Source organism: Longimicrobium sp. (assembly GCF_035474595.1).
In the GTDB taxonomy this organism is placed as follows: domain Bacteria; phylum Gemmatimonadota; class Gemmatimonadetes; order Longimicrobiales; family Longimicrobiaceae; genus Longimicrobium.
Map to the genome: position 1 here is coordinate 1 of NZ_DATIND010000135.1, position 4,809 is coordinate 4,809.

General features: G+C 71.2%; 3 protein-coding genes and 1 rRNA gene. All 4 read left to right on the plus strand.

Going from position 1 to position 4,809, the window contains the following annotated elements; all coding sequences use genetic code 11:
- Window positions 1–1,397, plus strand: a 1,397-nt coding sequence (locus VLK66_RS23220; protein ID WP_325311878.1) for a glycoside hydrolase family 15 protein, incomplete at its 5' end; no start/stop codon positions are given.
- 178 nt (window positions 1,398–1,575) lie between these two features.
- A complete protein-coding gene (locus VLK66_RS23225; protein ID WP_325311879.1) occupies window positions 1,576–4,107 on the plus strand; it encodes a BamA/TamA family outer membrane protein in 2,532 nt (843 codons plus the stop codon).
- A gap of 30 nt (window positions 4,108–4,137) precedes the next feature.
- Window positions 4,138–4,308, plus strand: coding sequence for a lmo0937 family membrane protein (locus VLK66_RS23230; protein ID WP_325311880.1), 171 nt, complete (start codon window positions 4,138–4,140; stop codon window positions 4,306–4,308).
- 405 nt (window positions 4,309–4,713) lie between these two features.
- A 23S ribosomal RNA gene (locus VLK66_RS23235) occupies window positions 4,714–4,809 on the plus strand; the annotation flags it as partial.

Genomic DNA, 4,809 nt, shown 5'->3' on the forward strand with positions numbered 1-4,809 from the left:
CGCTCTTCGTCGCCGACGAGGGCGACATCGCGGCGCGGCTCTGGTCGTCCGTCCCCCTCGCGGCCGAGGACGGCGACGCCGTGGCGGAGTTCCGGCTGCAGCCGGGCAGGTCCGCCACCTTCGTGCTCGAGGCGGGCGACCTGGCGGCCGATTCGCCGGCGGGGCAGCCGCACTACGCCGCGGAAAGCTTCAAGCGCACCGTCAACTTCTGGCGGCGGTGGGTGGGAAAGAGCACCTACACCGGCCGCTGGCGCGACGAGGTGCACCGCTCGGCGCTGGTGCTGAAGCTGCTGGCCGCGAAACCGTTCGGCTCGCTGGTCGCCGCGCCGACGTTCTCGCTTCCCGAGCTCGTGGGTGGCTCGCGCAACTGGGACTACCGCTACACATGGATCCGCGACGCCGCGTTCACGCTGTACTCGCTCATCCGCCTGGGGATGACCGAGGAGACCGGCGCGTTCATCAACTGGATCTCGCGGCTGGACCACGACTTCGACGCCGACATCGGCCCGCTGCAGCCGCTCTACCGCATCGACGGCTCGCCGGACGTGGAGGAGCTCACGCTGGACGAGTGGGAGGGCTACCGCGGCTCCAGGCCCGTGCGCGTGGGGAACGGGGCCGGGCGGCAGATGCAGCTGGACGTGTACGGCGCGCTGATGGACTCGGTGTACCTGTACGACAAGTACGGCGAGCCCGTCTCGCACGACTTCTGGATGCGGCTGACCGGCCTGGTGGACTGGGTGTGCGAAAACTGGCGCCGGCCCGACAGCGGGATCTGGGAGGTGCGCGCGGAGGAGCGCGAGTACCTGAACTCGCGCGTGCTCTGCTGGGTGGCGGTGGACCGGGCCATCCGGCTGGCGCAGCGCCGCAGCCTTCCCGCGCCGCTGGTGCGCTGGCTGGAGGTGCGCGACGAGATCTACAAGAGCGTGTTCACGGAGATGTGGAGCGACCGCAAGCAGGCCTTCGTGCAGCACGCGGGCGGCGAGGAGCTGGACGCGTCGGCGCTGCTGCTGCCGCTGCTGCGCTTCATCAGCCCCACCGACCCGCGCTGGAAGAGCACCATGGAGGCCGTCACCCGCGAGCTGGTGGAGGACTCGCTGGTGCGCCGCTACCGCATCAACGACGGCGCCACCGACGGCTTCGCGGAGGGCGAGGGCACCTTCACCATCTGCTCGTTCTGGTACGCCGAGTGCCTGTCGCGCGGTGGCGACCTGCAGCAGGCGCGCTTCGTGTTCGAGAAGGTGCTGGGCTACGCCAACCACCTGGGGCTGTTCGCCGAGCAGATCGGCCCCAGCGGCGAGCAGCTGGGCAACTTCCCGCAGGCGTTCACGCACCTGGCCCTGATCAGCGCCGCCTACGACCTGGACCGGCGGCTGGACGCGGCGGGGTGGAGGGCGTGAACGGAAGTGCGTGAGTGCGTGAGTGCGTAGGATTCACACGGACCCAGCGCACTTCCGAACTCACGCACTTCCGCACTTCTTCCATCGCGGCACGGATGTTCCGTTCCGTGCGTGCTCGTCGGGGCGTGCGCGCCGGCCCCATTCCCCTGCGCGGCGCCACCGCGGACCGGAGATACGGATGATCGGACGAAGCACACGGGCGTCGGCGAGCGCCCTTCTTTGCGTCGCGGCCGCGCTGGCCGCTGGTGCCGCGCGCGCGCAGTCGCCAGGCACCACCGCGCGCGCCACCGCCGGCCCGCAGTACCGCGCCGGCCCGCTCCACCGCCTGTTCCTGGGCGAGAGCTACCGCCCGCTCTGGACCACGCCCATCTCCGTTCCCGTGCTCGACCCGTCGGCGGTCGGCGGCGGGCTCACGGTGGAGGAGCAGGGCGGGGGACTGTCCACCGAGTCGCTGCGCATGAAGGGGCGCGACGGGCGCGAGTACGTCTTCCGCTCCGTCGACAAGAACGTATCGCCGGGGATGCCGAAGGACCTCCGGGGAACCATCCCCCAGGCGGTGGTCCAGGACCTGGTGAGCGCCAAGCTCCCCGCCTCGGCCGTCATCGTCCCCACGCTCCTGGACGCGGCCGGCGTGCTGAACGCCCCGGCGCGGCTGTACGTGATGCCCGACCACCCCTTCCTGGGCGAGTTCCGGCAGCGCTTCCGCGGGCGCCTGGGGATGCTGGAGGAGCGGCCGACGGACGGGTTCGCCGGCTCGCGCGACGTGCAGGGGTCCGACGACTTCCAGAAGCTGATCGAGGACGATCCCCAGAACCGCGTCGACGCGCGCGCCTTCCTCACCGCGCGGCTGATGGACGTCTACTTCGGCGACTGGGACCGGCACTGGGACCAGTGGCGCTGGGCCCGCTTCGACTCGGCCGGCGTGCGCTGGTGGCGCCCGATCCCCCGCGACCGCGACAACGCCTTCAACGACAACGAGGGGTTCATCCCCGCGCTGGGCCGGTCGGTCACGCCCATCCTGGTGCGCTTCGGCGACGAGTACGACAAGGTCCGGCGCTACCACAACCAGCCCGCCGAGCTCGACCGCCTGCTCCTGGCCAGCCTTTCGCGCGAGGTGTGGGATTCCACCGCCCGCCAGCTCCGCGCGCGGCTCACCGACGCGGTGATCGACTCCGCCGTGCGCCGCATGCCGCCGGAGTACTTCGCGCTGATGGGCGAGGAGCTGGCCGCCGACCTGAAGGCGCGCCGCGACGCCCTTCCCGAGGCCGCCGCCGAGTTCTACAGCCTGGTCGCCCGCGAGGTCGACGTCCACACCACCGACAAGGACGAGCGCGCGGAGATCGTGCGCATGCCCGACGGCTCGGTCGACGTGACCGTGCACGCGCCCGGCGACCGCGGCGGCGCGCCCTACTACCATCGCCGCTTCGTCCCCGACGAGACGCGCGACATCCGCATCTACCTGCAGGGCGGCGACGACCAGGCGGTGGTGCGCGGCGCGGCGGACGGCATCCTCGTGCGCGTCATCGGCGGCGGCGGCGACGACCAGCTCCGCAACGAGGCGGCCGACCGCGGCCGCACCGTGTTCTACGACGACCGCGGCGACAACCGCATCGACCCCGGCACCGGCGCCAAGGTCGACACCCGCGCGTGGGAGCCGCCCCGGCCCACCACGCTCCTCGGCAACCCGCCGCCCCCGCGCGACTGGGGCGTCTCGGGCACCTTCCTGGCGCCGTACGCCAACTGGGAGCTGAACATCGGCCCCGTCGTGGGGCTGGGCCCCAACTGGAAGCGCTACGGCTTCCGCCGCACCCCGCACGCCGAGCAGATCGGGGCGCGCGTGCTGTGGGCGCCGTTCGAGCACAACGGCATCGGGGCCCTCTTCCACTACGACCGGCAGATCACCAACCGCCCGGCGTCCGTCTGGCTGAACGCGCGCGGGAGCAACTTCGAGGACGTGCGCTTCCACGGCTTCGGCAACGACTCGCCCGAGGACCCCGACCGCGACTTCTTCGAGGTGGACCAGACGCAGGTGCGCGTGCAGGCCGCGTACGAGGTCCATCCCACGCCGCGCCTGCGCCTCTTCGCCGGCCCGGCCGCGAAGTGGACCGACCCCGGCGCCGTCACCGCCGCTCCCGGCGTCCGCGGCGCGGAGACGTTCTGGCAGGCGGGGGCGATCGGCGGGGCCGCGCTGGACCTGCGCGACAGCGTGATGGATCCGCGCAACGGCGCCCGCTTCGCCGCCGGCGCCTCCGGATACGGCAGCGACCTGGGCGCCGCGTTCGGCCGCTTCGAGGGCGAGGCCGCCGGCTACGCCTCGCTTCCCGGTCGCCTGGGGCCCACGCTCGCCCTTCGCGCGGGCGCGCAGAAGGCGGTGGGCGACTTCCCCTTCCAGGAATCGGCCTTCGTGGGCGGGCCCATGAACCTGCGCGGCTACCCGTACCAGCGCTTCCGCGGCGACGCGGCGCTCTACGGCTCGGCCGAGCTGCGCGCGCGGCTGGCCTACGTGAACCTGGGCCTAGCCCGCGTGCACCTGGGCGCCTTCGGCCTGGCGGACGCGGGACGCGTGTACGTGGACGGCGATTCGCCCGGCGGGTGGCACACCGGCTTCGGCGGCGGCCTCTCGTTCCAGGCGCTGGGCCGCGTCGGCACGGTGGCCTACGCCCGCGGCGAGCGGAACATGGTCTACCTGACGCTGGGGATGCCGTTCTAGCGGCGAGGGAACTCCGACGAGAGGGGCGAGATGCGCGGGTTGATGATGCTGGCCGTCGTGCTGGTGGTGCTCTGGGTGGTCGGCGTGCTCTTCTTCAAGATCGTGGGCTTCGCCATCCACCTGCTGCTGATCGCGGGGATCATCCTGCTGATCCTGGCCGTCGTCCGCCGCGGCGCCAACGCCGTCCGCCGCCGCGTGTAGCGCGGACGTTTACGGCGCTTCTCCGCTCTCGACGTGAGGAGACGTAGGGAGTTGGGCGTTCGAACGAGTGTTCGGAAGCGGTGGTGCTAAATGACCTGTTGACAACAGGTTATAAGATCGGTATACTGGTGGCCCGCGCAGGATGGGGCGCCGCGAGGCACGCCGTCCGAGCCAACGGAATCGGAAACGACCCGTTGACAAACGCGCGAAAGATCGGTAAGTTAGATGGCTCCGCGGCGATTGGCTGATGCCGCGAACAAGCTGTTTGAAAACCTGGGTAGAGGGAAGTTGGGTGTAAGTCGTCGAGAGGATAGACGCGAGCACCACGCGTGAAGTGTCCGGTAGGACGGTGGACCGGTGGATCCACGCGCCTCCTTGGAAGAGGGGGTGCGTGCGAGGCTATCCGGTCAAGCGAACAAGGGCGCACGGTGGATGCCTTGGCACGGACAGGCGAAGAAGGGCGCGACAAGCTGCGAAAAGCCTCGGGGAGCCGCACGTAGG

What these genes read in the sequence shown, in the direction of transcription:
- VLK66_RS23225 (WP_325311879.1), top strand. Translation starts at nt 1,576, where the DNA reads ATGATCGGACGAAGCACACGGGCGTCGGCGAGCGCCCTTCTTTGCGTC.
- VLK66_RS23230 (WP_325311880.1), top strand. Translation starts at nt 4,138, where the DNA reads ATGCGCGGGTTGATGATGCTGGCCGTCGTGCTGGTGGTGCTCTGGGTG.